The sequence below is a fragment of the Streptomyces sp. NPDC007856 genome, from assembly GCF_042868225.1.
In the GTDB taxonomy this organism is placed as follows: Bacteria; Actinomycetota; Actinomycetes; order Streptomycetales; family Streptomycetaceae; genus Streptomyces.
The window spans coordinates 279,314-295,285 of sequence record NZ_JBIAEC010000013.1; the positions used below are offsets into that span (position 1 = coordinate 279,314).

Here is a 15,972-nt window from a genome sequence, read left to right on the forward strand (position 1 = left end):
ACGTGAGCAAGCCCGTTGTCATGCCACCAGCTCAGAAGAGGGCGCCCTCGGCGCCCTCACCGAAATCCGAGCCACCTCGTGCGGCCAGCTGCTCCCTGCGCTTCCGGATGGCCACCGGGGAGGGCGAGGGCAGGTCGGGGTGCCTCTCCCTCGCCTTGATCTCCGTCACTCCCTTGTGCAGCTCGAGGTGAACCTCGTCGGCGTACTCCTGGTGGTTCAACTGGCGCAACCGGTCGATGATCTCAGTCCGGGCGAGCAGCCCGATGGTGTAGCGGGTGCCCTGGTCGGTCTCGTGAAAGCCGTGGTCGAGAGGGAACCTCTCATGGGTCGGGTCGGCGGGCGGGGTTTGCCCGGAGTCGTCCAGGAGGTCGTGCCAGCCGTATGCCTCGAGGGTTGCCTTATCGATCTCCTCATGGATGCCACGGAGTTCGACGATGTCCCTGTCCTCGCAGTCGGGATCGTGAACTAGGTTGTAGGTGTCCGTAAGCCCCATGTCGCGTGCGAGCATCAGATCACGACGGTAGACGTCGAGGCGGTGACCGATACTCCGGAGGCGAGTGGTGAGCGCAGGCAGGACGAGAGTCTCGAATACATCAGTCGGCGTATACCGGACTCGTGTTTCAAGGGTGGAAGCGCGGTCGATCGTCCACCAATAATGGGGTGAGCTACTCAAGACGGCGAGCAAGGCAGGGTCGTCTGCGGCAAAAACGCCGATAACATTTCCAAACACTTGCCTGGCAGGCACCACGACAGGCATCACCACCTTACTCACGAGAGTGATGACAATGCACTGGTCAAGTCCACGGATGGCATCCGCCATATCGCCACGCGGCCGCCAGTACTGCCACCACCTCTCCATGAGGCCGGCATAGGATTTGGGGTCCTTCTTCTCGAAATCAGGCTTCACAAGCGAAAGAACGCGATCAAAGACCTTCCCGTATTCTCGAGCTCGCGACTCTGACCAGTCATGGAAGTTGATCGCCCATCGGCTGGCCTTCTGCCCAGGAGATCCATTCAAGTCCTTACCGTTGAGATACGGGAAAAGGACATCAGAGTATCGCCGTTCTTCTGCGATCAACACGGCGGCCTCGCTCTCCGACAGTGAAAAATTATCACTGAGCAGTATTGCCCCCTGAAAGCAGATCCCCTTATTCACACCAAGGGGCTCCACCCACGGCGACACTCTGGTCCTGGGATTCAATCCAGTTGATATTCCACTTGGAACCGGGAGCCCTCCAAGCACACAGACCGCACCATTTTCCAAAGGTGCCCTACTCGTCCACACGGTGCAATACTCCAAAACTGCAGAGCGTGACGGCCATGGTTCACTTTTCACCGCTCGGCGAATACTTACACCTCGATCGACAAGCTGATCCAGGCCTACTTCGCGCGTATCACCCTGGGCTAGTGTGTTAGTGGCTACCAAACCACTTTGCCCCCCCATGTTGAGCAGCTCGTGCACCCGCAGCTCGAAATAAGCGGCGAGGTCAGCACTTCCTCTTCTACCGGAGGCCAAGTAGTTAACCTGGTATTCACGATATGCTTCGCCGAGCGCTCCGGTGAGTTTCTTCCCACCAAGGAACGGAGGGTTACCCACGATCGCATCGAACCCACCCCGCCGAGTAAACACCTCCGGAAACACCAACGGCCAATGCACCGGCCGCCGCTCCAGCGCCCCCTCCGGCAGCTCAACCCCCAGCCACTCCTCCGCCCTTGCCCGAGCCTCCCGCACCACCTCGGAGTCGTCCCCGACCCCGTCCTCCATGATCCGCTGGACGATCCACGCAGCCTGCGGGAACAGGTCCCGGACCCGCTCCCCACCGTCCTCCGCGTACCACGGCACCCGCCCCGAAGCGCAAGTAGCCAGCGCCGCCCCCGCGATCAGGTCGCCCACCAGCCGCAGCCGCCGCGAGTGCCGGTTGACCTCCTCCAGCCGCTCCCGCTTCCTCTGGAGCGCCGGCAGGTCCACGCCCTTGATAGCGGTGATCGCCAGGCGCTCCCGGGTCAGCTGATCCACCAACTGCCGGGCCTGCTCGGCCAGGATGTCAGCCTGCTGCTCCGGCTTCATGTGCACGCCCTGGATCTGCTCCATGCTGTGCACGCCCAGCAGCGAGTCCCCGCACACAAGCCGGTCGTCCAGGAACGTGAAGGGCCGCCCCGGGTCCATCGACACCAGCCACAGCGACAGCTTGGCCATCTCCACCGCCATGGGGTTGATGTCCACTCCGTACAGGCAGTGCTCGATGATCTGGCGCCGGGCCTCGACGACCACCGGGTCCTGTTCCGCGTCGGCCGCCGTCACAGCTTCGACAGCGCGCCCCGCCCGATACACCATCGCGTCCGCGCGGCCCTCGTTCTCCCAGGCCTCTATCAGACGGTCGCCCAGGTAACGGCAGGCCGCCACCAGGAACGCCGCCGAGCCCATCGCTATGTCCGCGACCTTCAGGTCGAGGATCTGCTCGGAGGACTTCAGCCGCCACTCCCCCGTGTCCGCCGTCTGGAGCGGTCCCGGCTCGTACACCAGGGGCTCCAGCGCATGCAGCACGACCTCTTCCGCCAGGAAGCGGGGCGTGTAGTGCGTGCCCGTGTTCTTCCTCAACGACGACTCCGTGACGTGCAGCGCGCCGTTCGGGATGACCGTCGGCAGGCCCCGCAGGTCGTCGCGGAGGATGCCGGCGAACGGCAGCAGCCGCTCGGTCAGAGCCGGATCCTTCGTCACCGCGTTCAGACGGCGACGCGTCTCCGCCGCGGCCTCGGCCCCCACCGGGGCGAGCTTCTTCTCCAGCTGCCCCGCCGTCGCGGGCGGCTTCAGGTCCTTCCACTTCTCGTGGATCGCCTTCGCCAGCGTCTTCAGCGAGCCACCCGACTTCGCCGCCAGGGACTCCAGCTCCCTCAGCGGCACCTCGTGCTCCAGGCCCTCCGGGCCGATCAGCCCCACCATGTGCTCGGTCGCACGGCGGCCGTCGAACGAGAGCAAGCCCTCGTAGACGTACCCGATCTGCTCGACGTCCAGCGCGCGGAAGCTGAGCGTGCGGACCTCGCGGTCCTTGCCCTTGCCTACGCGGACCTCCTGTACCGCCTGGAGCATGTGCAGGACCGTGCGGTCGTCTATCGGGAGGAGCGGGGTGGTGCGCTCCAGCCACGGGTAGGCGTCGGGGTCGAAGATCGAACCGTCGTACGCGGGGAGGTGGAGGCCGGAGCCGGGGTGGTCCACTCCCCCGTGGACCGCGTGGAACAGGGCTATCAGGCGGTGCCAGGCCGACCTGGTGTGCTCCAGCGAAGCCTCGCCCTCCTCGTCCGCGCGGGCCTTCAGCTCGTCGCGCAGGAAGCGGGCGGAGTACGACCGCGCATACACCTCGTTGTCCGCCGGGAGCAGGCCGCGTTCCTCGGCGAAGAGCAGGAACACTATGCGCATCATGACGGCGACCGAGGCTCGGTACACCTCGCCGGCGCTCACTCCCGACGCGTGCAGGCCGGGGGCGCCCTCCTCCATCGCCCGTACGTCCGCGCGGCCGATCGCATCCACGAGCAATTCCACAGCCTGGCGGACCTGGACGCCCAGCGCCTCGGTGACGTCCTCACCGGCCGCGAGGCTCTCCTTGAGCAGCCCCACCAGCGTCTCGGGCTCGTCGTACTCGAAGAAGCGGCGGCGGCGCAGCAGCGAGACGAAGGCGCGGACGACGTTGCGTTCGGCGGCCTCGTTCCAGCCGATGGCGTCGAAGACGGCGGTGGTCGTGACGCCGCCCAGCGGGGCCCAGACCAGGCACCACCAGCGGCCGTCGGTCACCAGGCCCAGCGGCACGCCGTGGTGGCGGAGGAGGCGGGCGAGGCGGTCGGCGGGGGCCGCCGCCCAGTCGCCGCCTCCGCCGGCCCGTGCGGTCGGCGCGGTGCCCGCCGGGACCGTCAGGCCGAGCAGCCGTACCCGCTTGGCGGCGGCCTCGGTGCTGGGCTCGGTCGCCAGGTCGGTGCCCGGATCGGTGAGGGCGAAGTCGGGGCGGACCTCGGTGTTGTGCTCGGCGACGCGCAGGGTGAGGCGGTCCAGGCCGTGGTGCTCCGAGTCGCCCACGCGGAGCGTCAGGGCGTCGTTCCAGCCGAGGAGGCGGCTCAGGATGTACGCCACCCACTCGTCGCGGCCCGCCGTCGTGTCGGTCTGCCAGTCCGCGTGGCGGGCGCGCAGCCGGGCCCGTTCGTCCTTCTCCAAGGCGTCGAGCTGGGGCCAGGCGCGCAGCAGGACGGGCATGGTGAGGAAGGGGCCGGAGACCTCGGTGAGGTCCAGCCACTCCTGGTGCTGGCGGCGGCCGTCGGCGGCCTGTGCCTTGGCTGCGGCTATGCCGGAGTTCGCAGGGCGGCGGGGGCTCATCGGCGGGCCTCCTTTGCGGGGACGACGAAGACGACGGCGGCGGGGAAGAGGTGGGAGCGGGGCTCGCGGTAGCGGGCGGCGATGGCGGCGAGTTCGCGCTCGCGTTCGGCGGGAAGGCCTTCGAGGCGTTCGCGCCAGCGGCGGCGGTCGTCCTCGAACTGGCGGCGCTCGTGGCCGGTCAGCTCGTGGGTGGAGAGCAGGGCGAGCTGTTCGCCGTCGCCGTCCCCCTCCTCCTTGAGCTTGGCGCGCAGGGTGGCCTCGAAGCGGTCGAGGGTGGCGGTGATGCGGCGCTCCTCCTCGGCGCGGCGGTCGGCGAGCCGACTCTCCAGCTGGCGGCCGAGTTCGGAGGCGCGGGCCTCCAGGGACCGGTAGAGCGGGTCGCGGAGCACCGGCCAGGCCTCGGTGAGTTCCTTGCGCAGGTGCGGGGCGGCCTCGGCGCCCCCGGTGAGTGCCTGGGAGAGGACCCGGCCCTGCTCGTTCACCGACTCCCAGCGGCGGAAGCGGCCGGTGTCGCCGAACCAGCCGCCCGCGTAGAGGACTTCTTCGTGCAGGCGGGTGCCGTCGGTGCCGACGAGGACGTAGCGGGCGTAGGCGGAGACCAGGGTGGTCGTCACCGACGGGTCGTCGGTCACGACGGCGGTGACGCGGCTGAGGCCGACCGAGTCGGCGTTCCAGACGGCGGCGGTGAGCAGGCGCGTCGACAGGGCGACCAGGGGGTGCTTGAGGTGGGCGAGAACCACGTCGTCACCGGCCTGCGCGGCAACCACCGGGGAGAACGTGAGCGGACGCTGCTCGCCCTCGCGGAGTTTGTGGGCGAGGCCGCGGGTGGCGCGCTCCCAACTGCCGGAGAGGGGCTGCACCTCGAAGAGGTCGCCGGGCTCGAACTGCTCCGCGCGGAAGGTGGAGGGCAGGAGAGGCGGCTGGTGGTCCAGGGCGAGGGCCGTGTCCACGACGCGCTTGACGTTGGCCGGGGTCAGGCCGAGGGCGGAGACGGTGCCCTCGTACTGGTCGGCAAGCCGCCTGGTCTGGGCGGTGACGTTCTGCTCGGGCGCGACCTCGCCGCCGGTGCGGCGGCCCTTGATCGGCTTGGGCTTGGCGTTCTCGATGTCGACGGGGGCGGTGTCGCCGGTCATGCGGCGCTGTACGGCGTCGGCGAGGACGGCGTTGACGGAGCCGAGGTCGTGCTCCATGCGCGCGACCTTCTTGGCGACGCGGGAGAGGAATTCGAGGTCGGCCTCGTAGGAGCCGGCCTGGGCCTGCTGCCATCCGGAGCCGATGAAGTGGTAGATCTCCGGGTCCCGCTTCTGACCCCAGCGGTCGATACGGCCTATTCGCTGTTCGAGCTTGTTGGGGTTGAAGGGTATGTCGTAGTTGATCAGGCGGTGGCAGTGGTTCTGGAGGTCGATGCCCTCGCCGGCCGCGTCGGTGGCGAGCAAGATGCGCACCTTGCCCTCGGGCAAGGACGGGTCGGCCTGGAAGCCGAGCCGGATGCGCTCGCGTTCCTCGGCGGACAGGCCGCCGTGGAGGCGTTCGACGCGGCCGCCGTCGGTGAGCTGCTCCTGCTGGAGCAGGTCGTGCAGCCACTCCTGGGTGTCGCGGTACTCGGTGAAGACGACGACCCGCTCGTTGGTCCAGAACGTGCCGTCGGACGGACGGCAGATCGCCTTGATCTCGCGTATCAGCGCCTCGGCCTTGGAGTCGGGCGCGGCCTCGTGGGTGAGGGCCCAGCGCTCCATCTCCTGCAGCAGGTCCAGTTCCCGGCCGTCCTCGGCAGGGGTGAGGGAGGTGGAGCGGGTGAGGGCGTCGTCCTCGGCGTCGACGAGACCGGTGTCGTCCAGGTCGGCGACGAGGTCCGCGAACTCCTCCAGCCACTCGGGGACCTCGGCGGCGGCCGCGCGTCCCTTCGTCGGGCCAGTGTCCTCCAGGTGGGAGAGGTACACCTGGACGGTGTGCAGGAAGGCGGCCGGGGAGGAGAAGAGGCGCTTCTTCAGCAGCAGGGTCACCAGGTCGGCGGCGCGGCGCCCGCCCCGGGCCTTGGGCGTGAGCTTCCTGCGGCGCTGCTCGGCGAACTCCCCGAGCAGGCCGTGGATCTCGCGTTCTTGGGGTGTGTAGTCGACGGGGAGTTCGCGGGTGCGGCGGGTGCGGAAGCGCGGCGTGCCGTCGGCGTTGGTGACGGTGGACTTCAGACGCCGTACGACGGTGTCCTTCAGGGCTTCCTTGTCGGGGTCGACGCCGCGGGCGAAGCGCTGGTCGTCGATGAGTTCGAGCAGGGCGGTGTAGGACTCGGGGTAGCCGTTGTGCGGTGTGGCGGAGAGGAACAGCCGGTGCTCGAAGTGCGGGACGAGGCGCCGGATCAGCTTGGTCTGCTGGGAGTCGACGGCGTACACCTGCTTGGGCGCGGCGGGCGCGACGTGGTGGGCCTCGTCGAGGACGAGCAAGTCGAAGAACCGCTTGTGGTCACCGTCACCGCGCTCCTCGGGTGCGCCGATGACCTCGTCGAGGAGGCGCTGGGCCTTCTGGCCGCGCAGCCACGGCAGGGAGACGATGGTGAGGGGGTGGACGCGGAAGGGGTTCGCGGCCGTGCCGTGGGTGCGGCGCAGGCGGGCGCAGTGCTCGGAGTCGACGATGGTGAACTCCAGGCCGAACTTCTCGGCCATCTCGTCGCGCCACTTGAGGGTCAGGCCGGCCGGACAGACGACCATGGCGCGGCGCGCCCGGCCGCGCAGCAGGAGTTCCTGCACGACGAGTCCGGCCTCGATGGTCTTGCCGAGGCCGACGTCGTCGGCGAGGAGGAGGTTGACGCGAGGTGCGCCGACCGCGCGGGACACCGGCTCCAGTTGGTACGGCTCGACGGCGACGCCAGAACGGAACGGCGCCTGGAGGGTCCTGGCGTCGGCGGAGGCGACGGCGGACCAGCGGACGGCGTCGAGGAACGCGGCGAGGCGGTTCGGGGAGTCGTAGGAGTCGGTGGAGGCGTCGGGGAGGGAGCCGGCGGGCAGCACCCGGCGTCCGGGCTCGACCTCCCAGATGACGGAGAGGGTGTCGCCGAAGCGGCCGTCGGCGACGGACTGGAGGTGGACGAGGGTCGCGCCGCGGCGGTCGTCGTCGCCGTCACCGGCTCGTGGAGAGGGCTCGACTCGGGCCACCACCCACGACTGTCCGCGGACCTCGACGAGATTGCCTTCCGTGGGGAGCTGTTCGGCCCCCGTCCGCTCGGTCGCACGCTGAACTGCCGACGTCATGGGCGCTGATCCCCTCGGTGTCTCCTGCGCCGTCCGTAGACCGTGATCTGTCTCCCCACCGGAACGGCGCGACGGAGCGTAACACGATCCGTCAACTGTGAACAGAGCTCACAAAGTTGAGTTGCGGCTGAAATGTGACTGCTTCAGCCCATCCGCCGCAACCGCTCCAGCAGCGCCCGGCTGCGCCCGTGCCCAGAAGTAGGCATGACCGCGTCCTCCTCGTCGGCCAGGCGCCGCAGCAGTTCCTCGGCGGCATGTCTTTCTCCGGTGCGGATCAGCAATACGGCGATCTCGTAGCGGGTGTCCAGCACCGCGGGATGGCCCGGTCCGAGCAGGCTGCGCTGTTCGGCGAGTACCGACTTCAGCTCGTCCAGGGCCTCCCGGGTGCGGCCGAGCGCGCCCACGCACAGGGCGGCTCCGGCCCGCGCGGCGAGCGCGCCCGAGCGGTCGAGGCCAGGGGCATCCATCAGTTCCCGGTACTCATCGAGGGCATGAGCCGGACGGCCGGCGCGGCGCAGGGCCTCGATCTCGGCCAGGCGTGGATGAGGGGGCGCCAACTCGGCTACGGAAGCCGGCCGGGGCGCCCAGGCGGTGAGCAGGGCCGCCACCTCGGCGGCCGAGCCGGGCCGGTCCTCCGGCCTCTTCTCCAGCAGACGCTCGGCCAGGGTCCGCAGGCCGTCGGGCACGTCGGGGCGGCGGTCGGCGAGCGGCGGGGCGGGCTCGTTGGCGTGCCGGTGGTACAGCATGAAGGGGCTGCTGTCGGTGAACGGCGGTGCGCCGGTCAGGAGTTCGTACAGGACACAGCCCAGCGAGTAGAGGTCGCTCGCGGGCACCGTTCGGCCCACGGCCTGTTCGGGCGCCATGTAGACGACCGTGCCCGGGGTGGCGTTGGAGGCGGTGAAGTGCGTTTCGCCGGATTGCGGTTCCAGGGCCGAGGCCACTCCGAAGTCCAGGACTTTGATGTCTCCGTCCGGGGTGATCATCAGGTTCGACGGTTTGAGGTCGCGGTGCACGACGCCCTGACCGTGGGCGTAGGAGAGCACTTCGGCTGCGCGGCGGGCGACGTCCGCCGCCTGCTCGATGCCGAGCGGTCCGTCGTTCTTGAGGACGGCGTCCAGGGCTCGGCCGGGGACGAGGTCCATGACCAGGTAGAGCTCACCTTCGTGGTTGCCGTGGTCGTGGACGGCGGGGACACCCGGGTGGCGCATGCGGCTGGTCAGGCGGATCTCGCGCAGGAAGCGGCGTTCCAGTGTGCTGGGTTCGGCACCGCGGCCGCGGGTGGCCAGGAGTTTGACGGCCACGTCGCGGTGATGGTCCTGGTCGTGCGCCGCCCAGACGACGCCCATGCCGCCCCGGCCCAGTTCGTGCGTGAGCTCGTACCGCCCAAGGCTTCGCCCCATCGCGCCCCGTCCCCAGTCCCGGCGCTCCCCGCGCCCGCCGCCTCTCGGCAGCCGGGGACGTCACGGCACCCGGCCGACGAGATCATTGTGTCACCGGCTCACGGCACTTCCAGCCCTTGGGTACCCAGAAAGATGATTTCTACAACCACCCCCGGAGCGGCCAGGAAGGGGGGCACGCCTCACAGCGGCATCGGGCCCTGCGGAACCAGGAACGGTCGGCGGGGATCCTCGGGCACTGTGCGCCTGACAGCCAACTCGGGTCGCGGCTGCGGCAGGTGGGGCGCGAGGGCCGCGTAGACCTCAGCCGCGGAGGAAGGGCGGTCCTCGGGCCGTTTGGCGAGCAGGGCCGTGAGCAGGTTCTGCAGGTCGCCGGGCACGTCCACCCCGGAGTCGGCGACGAGGGGCGGGGGTGACGCGAGATGGTGGGAGGACAACAGCGCGGGCTGATGGGTGGGGAAGGGAGTCTCACCCGTCAGCATGTGGTGCAGCAGGCAGCCCACGGCATACAGGTCGCTGCGGCCGTCGAGCTGGTCCCGCCCCGCCAGCAGCTCGGGGGAGGCGCAGAAGAGGTTGCCGATGCCCTCGCCGGTCGTCGTCAGCCGCGCATCCGTGTCCCTGAGCAGCTTGACCAGCCCGAAGTCCAGGATCTTCACGACGCCGTCCCGCCGGATCATGATGTTCTGCGTCTTCAGGTCCCGGTGGACGAGGTCGGCGGCATGGACCGCGGACAGTCCCGCGCAGAGCTGGGCCGCGACGGCGACCGCCGAGGCGAGGTCGAACCGCCCGTCCTCCTGCTGGTCGAAGAGGTACTCGAGAGTGGTGCCTTCGATCAGTTCCATCACCAGGCAGCAGGTGTCGTCCGTGAGCGATGCGTCGAAGACAGTGGCGACGTTCGCATGGTCGAGGCGTGCGGCCGCCCGCGTCTCCCTGCTGAACCGGGCCAGGGCCGCTTCGCGGCTGCTCGCCACGGCCAGCAGCTCCGTTGCGACGGTCTTGACCGCGACGGGCCGGCCGAGGGGCAGGTCCCGCCCCTGCCACACCTGCCCCATCACACCGCGGCCCAGAACCGACTCCAGCCGATAGCGGCCACCAAGCACCATTCCCGGCGCGAGACCCGGCATCTTCCCCGACCTCCACATCTCCCACACATCACAGTGGAACGTAAACTCTGTGAACAGAGTCAATGAGCGTAGTAGCCTTCTTTTCATCGGTTGCTGGGGAGCCGACCACCCGCCAGCCACCAAGTACCTCGGAGACTGATCGATGAGTACCCCCGACGTCGTACCCGTCAGCCTGGCCGAGATCGCCCGGATCGCCGGCGTCGGGCGAGCCGCTGTGAGCAACTGGCGCCGACGCCACGACTCCTTCCCCACACGGATCGGGGGCACCGACGTCAGCCCGCAGTTCTCGCTCGCCGAGGTCGAGCAGTGGCTGCGCGACAACGGGAAGCTGAGGGACGTCGGCGGCAAGGAACTCCTCTGGCCGCGCTTCGAGTTGCTCGGCAGCCGGAACGAGTCGGGGCTGGCCGTGGCCGAGGCCGCCCGCCGGATGCGGTCGTCCAGGGCACGGATCTCCCATGCCGAGCTCTCTCCGCAGGCTCGTGAGCTGGTGGCCGAGGCGGCGAAGCTGGGGCGGACGGAGGGGCCGCGCGACACCTTCGAGTTCCTGCTGCAACGGTGGCTGGAAACCCATGTCCGACAGCTCAGCACCACGCCACCACCACTCGCCACACTGATGACCCGGATCGCCCTCACCGCCCGTCTCGGTCCGCAGGATGGCGGACTGACCGTCCTGGATCCGGCGTGCGGCACGGGACACCTGGCGGCAGCTGCCGCTCAGGAGTACGACGGCCCGGGCCTCGAGTTGCTCGCGTGCGAGCGGGATCCGGCGCTGGCCGCGCTGGCGTCCGCCCGGCTCGGCTTCGTCGCGGACGACCGTCACATCCGTACACAGATCGCCACGGCCGACGCGCTGCGGGAGGACCCCTTCACCGGGGCCAAGGCCGACATCGCACTGTGCAACCCGCCGTTCAATGAACGGGACTGGGGGTACGAGGAACTCGCCACCGACCAGCGCTGGACCCATGGGCTGCCCCCGCGGACCGAGCCCGAACTGGCCTGGGTGCAGCACCTCCTCTCCCACCTCAAGCCCGGCGGAGTCGCCGTGGTGGTCCTCCCACCCGCCGTGGCATCACGCAAGGCGGGTCGGCGTATTCGCGGCTCGCTGCTGCGCACCGGAGCACTTCGGGCGGTGGTGTCCCTGCCCCCGGGCAGTGCCCAACCTCACAGCGTGTCACTGCAGTTGTGGGTCCTGCGAGCCGCGGCGGACGGCCCTGCCGCCCCTCCTCCGAGCCAGGACGCCCTCCTGGTGGACGCCACGGGCTTCGCACGACCGGGAACACGCGAGCCGAGCCCCGACTGGGACGCTCTCGGTTCCTTCGTCCTCACCGCGCTGGCGAACCTCGACCATTCCGATCAAGAGCCGCCGGAGAGCGCCGCGCGCGTTCCCTTGCTCGACCTTCTGGACGACGAGGTGGACGTCACCCCGGGACGCTACACCGCGTCGACGTCCGAACCGTCGTCGAAAGAACTTGCCAATAAGTGGAGCGAGTTCGGGTCGCTGCTGACCGATCTGGCCGATCAGGCACAACATCTGTCCGTACTCGACGTCGAGACCGGCACCCAGCAGACCACGACGACCGTGGGAGACCTGGTCAAAGCAGGTGCGCTGACGCTGCGCGCCGGTCAGCAGCCTCCGGAGAAGACGGCACCTCTCAGCGGGACCGCCGTACCGTTCCTCACCATCGCCGACCTGCTGCTCGACGGTGCGCCCAGCGGGCTGCTGGCAGCCCAATCGGCCCACACCCTTGCCGAAGAGGGCGATGTAGTGGTCGCCGGAGTGATCCGGGCCTTCAAGGCGTGGGTGCATGAGGGCGCACCGATGGCTCTCGGCCCGCAGCTCTACACCCTGCGGGTGGACTCGGAGAAGCTCGACCCCCACTTCCTCGCCGGCTGTCTGCGCGCTCCGGCCAACGGGCGCCAGGCAGGCACCCATGCTTCCAGCTCCTCCCGGGTCGACATCCGGCGGTTGCAGGTACTCCAGCTTCCCCTGGAGAAGCAGATGGTGTATGCGGATACGTTTCGTCGCCTCAGGGCCTTCGAGACGCTCGTCGCCAGAGCCGAGCGTTCAGGTAAGGGGTTGGTGAGCGACATGAGCGATCGCCTTGCCGCAGGTGGACTGGCTACCTGACCCTTACCGGCCGGTCGGCCGGACTCAGCAAACACCGGTAACGACCATGCGGTGTCGCGCCGAACGGCCGCAGCGACGCAGGGACGACTGCGTTGGAAATCCTCGTCATCGAGTCATGGCGGAGGTTTCATGACGGCGAGTGTCGGCCGAGCGCGCACAGGGGCGCCTATGCGGCATACCGCCTCTCCGGCGATCAGTGAGATGGCGCAACTTCTGCTGGCCCTGATCTCACATCCGCGCCGCACCCGCGTCAGCCATTTCCCCGAGAACGGTCAGGATCCGCAGAGCTTTGAGCGCCTCCGCCCCTGTCCACCCAGACGGTGACGTGAGGCGTCGGGCAGAGCGCGCGTCTCGGCAGCCTCTACCAACACTTCGGCTGCACCGCCGGTCTGGTGAACGCATTGGTGGACCGGGCTGGGCTGCGCATCTTTTCACCCTCTATGTCGGAACATCGACGACGTCGCCCTCGGCCACCGCACCACCATGACCCACAACCCCCGCGAGGAGTGGATCTGGTCCAACGAGCCCGCACACGACGCAATCGTCACCAAAGCGCGCCCACGCCGCTGCTCGCTACGAGAGGTTGATGACACGCCATCCTGAGGCGTACGCCGATCACGCGGCGGAGTTCTGGCTGACGGTCGGCGCCGACCCTCAGCGGGCACTTGACCTTGCCCGGCAGAACCTCGCCCTTCGGCCGACCCCACGCGCCCGAGCGCTCGTGGATCGCGCGACCTGCCGTGTCGGACAGCACCGATAGATCCGAAAATTGATACAAATCGGCCGAAATCTGATCGAGGGGACGACATGACGACGGTCGAAGGCCCAGCCCTGCAGCTGGACGAGATTCAGGGCATTGTGCTGCGCACCCGGCCGTCACCGTACGTCGGCACCTACATCCTGCTGCGTGTGGACGACCCCGGCGCCGGCCGTGAGCTGATGGGACGCCTGGCCGGGCTGGTCGACTCCGCTGCCAACTGGTGGCAGCCACCGCTCCCGGCACTCCTCAACGTCGCGGTGACGTACCGGGGGCTCGAAGCGCTCCAGGTGCCGCAGACCTCCCTGAACAGCTTCCCGGAGGAGTTCCGGCAGGGCATGGCGGCACGGGCCGAGTTCCTGGGCGACACCGGCGAGAGCGCACCCACACACTGGGAACCTCCCTTCGGCACCGGCCAGGCGCACGTCGTACTGTCCCTCGTCGCCGCCGACCAGGAGTCACTGGCCGTCGTCCTCGAACGGGCCCGCCAGGCGCGCGCGCAGCTTCCCGGCCTTCAAGTGGTGTACCGGCAGGACCTGTACCAACTGACCTCGGGGCACACCAGCTTCGGCTACAAGGACGGCATCAGCAACCCAGCGGTGGAAGGCAGCGGCGCGGACAACCCACCCGGTGGCGGTCCCGTCCTCAAGGCCGGCGAGTTCGTGCTGGGCTATCCCGACCAGACCGGAAACCTGCCCCCGATACCGGAGCCGGAAGTGCTGGGCCGTAACGGCACGTTCGTGGTCTGGCGGAAGCTGCACACACGCGTCGCCGCCTTCCGGCGCTATCTCCACGACAACGCCGGAAACCCGGAAGAGGAGTCGCTGCTCGCCGCGAAGATCGTGGGCCGCTGGCCGAGCGGTGCCCCGTTGATCCTGGCACCCGAGCACGACGACCCGGACCTCGGGGCGGACGAGCAGCGCAACAACGACTTCCTCTACGCGTCCGATCCGCATGGCGCGGTCTGCCCCCGTGGCGCACACGCCAGGCGTGCCAATCCGCGCGACTCGGAGATCATCGGTGACGTCGACCTCCACCGCCTGATCCGGCGGAGCACCAGCTACGGCCCGCCGCTGCCGGCCGGCACCCTGGACGACGACGGCGCCGACCGCGGCATCGTGTTCATCGCCGTCAACGCACACCCCGACCGCCAGTTCGAGTTCGTGAAGTCGCAATGGTTCAACGACGGCAACTTCACCGGCCTCGATGTGGAGAAGGACCTGCTCACGGGAGACAACGACGGCACGGGCGTCTTCACGATCCCCCAGCGCCCGGTACGGCGTCGCCTGCATGGCGTCGAGCGCTTCGTCATCACCCGTGGAGGCGAGTACTTGTTCCTGCCGAGTCTCAGCGCGTTGCGTTGGCTGGCCAACCTTGGTGGATGAGCCCGCCGTTGAAACGGTACGGAGCGCGCAGCCACCAGTCCCGCTCGGCACGCGCCACGTACAGGCCCGATGTCAGGTGAACCGAGCGTTGCTGACGTCTGGAGCAGCCCCTCAACGCGCACAAGGCGGGCACCACCGTCTCGGTGCTGCCCCTGCACGATGCACCGGGGGCGGTGGTCGTGGCACACGACGTGACCGGTCAGGAGAAGACACGCCGCGCGGTCCAGGCCCTGTATGCCGTCCGGGAGCGGGTGGGACAAACCCTGGATGTGGTGGCCACCTGCCAGGGGTTGGTCGACGCGCTGGTCCCCGAGTTCGCCGACATCGCCGTAGTGGAAGTGGTGGAGCCCGTAGTGCGGGGAGAGGAACCACCACTGAGCCCCCTGGGACGGGATGTGCCACTGCGCCGGGCCGCCTTCGGGAACACCGGCGGTGATCAGCAGGCCCGCGCGCATCCAGTGGGAGACGTCCGTGCGCTGCCGTTCCCGACCCCTTATGCCCAGGCCCTGGCCGACCTCAAGCCACGCACGATCGCCCTGGGCCCCAACACGCCCTGGCTGGCGGCCGATCCGGCGCGAGCCGAAGCAATTCGCGCATCCGGCGCACGTGCCCTGCTCGTCGCACCACTGACGCTGCGCGGAAAGGTGCTCGGGCTGCTGAGCCTCTACCGCAGCCAGCGATCCGACGGTTTCGACGAGAAAGAACACGCCCTCACCCTGGAACTGGCCACGCACACCGCCCTGGGCATCGACAACGCCCGCCGCTACACCCGCGAGCACACCATCGCCGCGGCACTGCAGCGCCATCTGCTGCCCCCGGCAGCTCCTTCGCAGACCGCGATCGAGACCGCCGGCCTGTACGTGGCCGACGACCAGGGGGCGGGTGGCTGGTCCAACGCCTGCGCCCTGCCCGGCGCCCGAACGGCCCTGGTGGTCGGGGAAGTGGCCGGCCACGGCATCCACACCGCCGTCACCATGGGGCAACTGCGGACCGCCGTGATCTCGCTCGCCGCACTGGATCTGGAACCCGACGAGCTTCTCGCCCGACTCGACGACGCCACGGCACGTCTCGCGCGGGAGCGGAGGGCGCTGCCACCCGGAGATCCCCTGCGCGGGCAGCCCCTCAGCGCGACGTGCCTGTGCGTGCTCTACAACCCGTTCACTCACACGTGCACCATCGCCTCCGCCGGACACCCCCCGCCCGTCGTCGCCGGCCCCGGTTCCGGCACCCGAGTCGTCGAGCTGACCGCCGGTGGTGCCCTCGGCGGCGGAGGCGGCCCCCCGTACGCCACCACCACCGTCACCCTGGCCGACGGAGACGTCCTCGCCCTCTACACGACCTCGCTCCTGTCCGCCGTACAGGGCCAGGACGGCACGAGCGACCCGCAGCCGCTTCGGCGCATGCTCGCCGACGCCGACCGGCCCCTCCAGGACCTGTGCGACGACGTCCTGTACCGGCTGCGCGCCGACGCCCTGCCCGGCACAGGACCTGTGCGACGACGTCCTGTACCGGCTGCGCGCCGACGCCCTGCCCGGCACAGGACCTGTGCGACGACGTCCTGTACCGGCTGCGCGCCGAC

The 15,972-nt window shown here is 69.3% G+C and carries 7 protein-coding genes; 3 read left to right on the plus strand and 4 right to left on the minus strand.

The genetic code is table 11. The features are described from left to right. Positions 1-31: 31 nt before the first annotated feature. From ACFYOH_RS29685 to ACFYOH_RS29700, 4 genes are all read right to left on the minus strand, one after another. A complete protein-coding gene (locus ACFYOH_RS29685; RefSeq protein ID WP_388631650.1) occupies positions 32-4,360 on the minus strand; it encodes an Eco57I restriction-modification methylase domain-containing protein in 4,329 nt (1,442 codons plus the stop codon). After that, complete coding sequence (gene drmD, locus ACFYOH_RS29690) at positions 4,357-7,602, minus strand: DISARM system SNF2-like helicase DrmD (protein WP_388631653.1); 3,246 nt, start codon at positions 7,600-7,602, stop codon at positions 4,357-4,359. The genes ACFYOH_RS29685 and drmD overlap by 4 nt, the downstream gene beginning before the upstream one ends. 143 nt (positions 7,603-7,745) lie before the next feature. Continuing rightward, positions 7,746-9,002, minus strand: coding sequence for a serine/threonine-protein kinase (locus ACFYOH_RS29695; protein ID WP_388631655.1), 1,257 nt, complete (start codon positions 9,000-9,002; stop codon positions 7,746-7,748). 179 nt (positions 9,003-9,181) lie between these two features. Further along, on the minus strand, positions 9,182-10,123 hold the full coding sequence (locus tag ACFYOH_RS29700; RefSeq protein ID WP_388631658.1) for a serine/threonine-protein kinase: 942 nt from the start codon (positions 10,121-10,123) through the stop codon (positions 9,182-9,184). 142 nt (positions 10,124-10,265) lie between these two features. Between ACFYOH_RS29700 and ACFYOH_RS29705 the strand changes: the two genes are divergently transcribed. The 3 genes from ACFYOH_RS29705 to ACFYOH_RS29715 all read left to right on the plus strand — a co-directional run. Then, positions 10,266-12,251, plus strand: a complete 1,986-nt coding sequence (locus ACFYOH_RS29705; RefSeq protein ID WP_388631660.1) for an N-6 DNA methylase — start codon at positions 10,266-10,268, stop codon at positions 12,249-12,251. Between the two features lie 807 nt (positions 12,252-13,058). Continuing rightward, the gene (locus ACFYOH_RS29710; RefSeq protein WP_388631663.1) at positions 13,059-14,393 is read left to right on the plus strand and encodes a Dyp-type peroxidase; all 1,335 of its coding nucleotides are present in this window, start codon (positions 13,059-13,061) and stop codon (positions 14,391-14,393) included. A gap of 179 nt (positions 14,394-14,572) precedes the next feature. Beyond that, on the plus strand, positions 14,573-15,972 hold a 1,400-nt coding region (locus ACFYOH_RS29715), incomplete at its 3' end, for a PP2C family protein-serine/threonine phosphatase (protein WP_388631665.1).

Bases quoted from the DNA above. Each gene is read 5' to 3' on its own strand.
- ACFYOH_RS29695 (WP_388631655.1), bottom strand. From the start codon at position 9,002: ATGGGGCGAAGCCTTGGGCGGTACGAGCTCACGCACGAACTGGGCCGG.
- ACFYOH_RS29705 (WP_388631660.1), top strand. From the start codon at position 10,266: ATGAGTACCCCCGACGTCGTACCCGTCAGCCTGGCCGAGATCGCCCGG.
- ACFYOH_RS29685 (WP_388631650.1), bottom strand. From the start codon at position 4,360: ATGAGCCCCCGCCGCCCTGCGAACTCCGGCATAGCCGCAGCCAAGGCA.
- ACFYOH_RS29700 (WP_388631658.1), bottom strand. From the start codon at position 10,123: ATGCCGGGTCTCGCGCCGGGAATGGTGCTTGGTGGCCGCTATCGGCTG.
- drmD (WP_388631653.1), bottom strand. From the start codon at position 7,602: ATGACGTCGGCAGTTCAGCGTGCGACCGAGCGGACGGGGGCCGAACAG.
- ACFYOH_RS29710 (WP_388631663.1), top strand. From the start codon at position 13,059: ATGACGACGGTCGAAGGCCCAGCCCTGCAGCTGGACGAGATTCAGGGC.